The 2,213-nt window shown below is 71.5% G+C and carries 2 protein-coding genes; one reads left to right on the plus strand and one right to left on the minus strand.

The window, feature by feature from the left end; genetic code table 11:
- Positions 1-1,125: a glycosyltransferase gene (locus F3J14_RS34635; RefSeq protein WP_348772037.1), complete on the plus strand. Its 1,125-nt coding sequence runs from the start codon at positions 1-3 to the stop codon at positions 1,123-1,125.
- A gap of 102 nt (positions 1,126-1,227) precedes the next feature.
- Here F3J14_RS34635 and F3J14_RS34640 read toward each other — a convergent pair.
- A partial coding sequence (locus F3J14_RS34640) for a phage tail protein (protein ID WP_166726721.1) occupies positions 1,228-2,213 on the minus strand: 986 nt, incomplete at its 5' end.

Here is a 2,213-nt window from a genome sequence, read left to right on the forward strand (position 1 = left end):
GTGGGGGGTGCCGACGTCGGGGGCGGCCAGCCGTGCGGGGGGCTGCCGCCGCCGGCGCGCGGCGCCGCGGCCGAGGCCGCCGGGCCGGCCGTCGTCGCGGTCGTGCCGGCGCGCAACGAGGTCGACGTGATCGCCCAGGCGGCGACGTCGTTGCTCGAGCAGGACTATCCGGGCGATTTTCATCTGATCATCGTCGACGACCACAGCGACGACGGCACCGCCGACGCGGCCCGTGCGGCCGCGCTCGCGATCAACCGCGCCGAGCGCCTGACGGTGCTGGCCGCGAAGCCGCTGCCGGCCGGCTGGTCGGGCAAGGTATGGGCGCAGTCGCAGGGCATCGCGGCGGTGCGCACGCTCGGGCTGCCGGCCGACTACCTGCTGCTGACGGATGCCGACATCGGCCATCCGCCCGACGCCGTCGCCCAGCTCGTCACGCGCGCGCAGGCCGAACAGCGCGATCTCGTGTCGCTGATGGTGCGGCTGCGCTGCGATTCGTTCTGGGAAAAGGCGCTGATTCCGGCGTTCGTGTTCTTCTTCGCGAAGCTCTATCCGTTCTCGTGGATCAACAATCCGCGCAACCGGACGGCCGGCGCCGCGGGCGGTTGCATGCTGGTCAAGCGCAGCGCGCTCGAGGAGGCGGGCGGCATCGAATCGATCCGCGGCGCGCTGATCGACGACTGCAGCCTCGCCGCGCAGATCAAGCATCGCGGCAGCGGCCGGCATCCGATCCGGCTCGATCTGGCCGAGCGCAGCGTGTCGCTGCGTCCGTACGACAGCTGGCGCGACATCTGGAACATGATCGCGCGCACCGCGTTCACGCAGCTCCATTATTCGCCGCTGCTGCTCGCCGGCACGCTGCTCGGGATGACGATCATTTACCTCGTGCCGCCTGTCGCCGCCCTGGTCTACGGCGCGCGCGCGTGGCCGGCGTGGCTCGCGTGGGCGTCGATGTGCACCGCGTATGCGCCGATGCTGCGCTACTACCGGCGCTCGCCGCTGTGGGCGCCCGCGCTGCCGCTCGTCGCGCTGTTCTACGTCGGTGCGACGTTCGCGTCCGCGTGGCGCTACTGGCGCGGCAAGGGCGGCCAGTGGAAGGCGCGGGTGCAGGCGCCGGTGGAGCGTTGAACTGAATGACGCCGGCGCATGCCGGCTGTCCTCCGGACTTCGGAAAGCAGACAGCCCGATCGGTGCGAACCGATCGGGCTGTTTTGTTTGCGGCGGCGGCGCTTATCGCTGCGTCAGCATCATGTACATCTGGATCACGACATCCGGCGAGAACGTGAACGGCACCCAGCCGTAGCCGGTGTGGCGCGCGACCAGCAGGCGGTCGCCGTTCGACTGCTTCTGCACGGCCATCATCGGGTTCTTCGTCGTCACGAAGCGCCAGCCGGCCGGGATGCCGGGCGGCGGTTCCGGCTGCATCGACGCGCGCGCTTGCGCGAGTTCCTCGATCAGCTGGCCCAGTTGCTCCGGGTGCAGCGTGATCGACTGGCCGTTGACGGTCAGCGTCAGTTCGTTCTGCGACGGGCGTGCGACGTGCAGCGTCGCCTTGTCCGCAGGCGCGTCCGCGGCTTCGACGGGGGCGACTTCGATTGCGCTATTGGCGGCGTTCGTCGCGACGACGGCGGTGCTCGCGTCGGCCGGCGCGGCAGCGCCTTCATCGGCGGTCACTGGCGCGGCGGCCGGTTCGACGACTTCGGCCGCGACTACCGTCGCGGTGTCGGACGCCGCCGGGTTCGTCGCCGCGTCCTTCACGACGGCTTCGACGAGCGCTTCCGCGTCGGCGATCGCCTTCGCGTGACGCTCGGCGGCCGCTTCGGCCTGCGCGATCGCTTCGCTGTGGCGTTGCGTGACGGCCTCGGCCTCGGCAGTTGCCTGCGCGTGGCGTTGCGCGGCCGCGTCGGCTTGCGCGATGGCTTCGGTATGGCGCTGCGTGATGGCTTGCGCTTCAGCAGTCGCATCGGCGTGGCGCTGCGCGGCGGCTTCCGCTTCAGCGATCGCTTGCAGATGACGCTGCGCGAGCGCTTCGGCCTCGGCGATCGCGGCCGCGTGACGTTGCGTCGCGGCCTCGGCTTCGGCGGTCGCATCCGCGTGGCGTTTCGCGGCGGCCGCGGCCTCCGCGGTAGCGGCGGCATGACGCTGCGCGGCGGCTTCCGCTTCGGTCGCGGCGGCGTGATGACGTTGCGCGGCGGCCTCGGCTTCGGCGATCGCGG

It is taken from the genome of Burkholderia sp. Tr-862, from assembly GCF_011753085.1.
In the GTDB taxonomy this organism is placed as follows: domain Bacteria; phylum Pseudomonadota; class Gammaproteobacteria; order Burkholderiales; family Burkholderiaceae; genus Burkholderia; species Burkholderia ambifaria.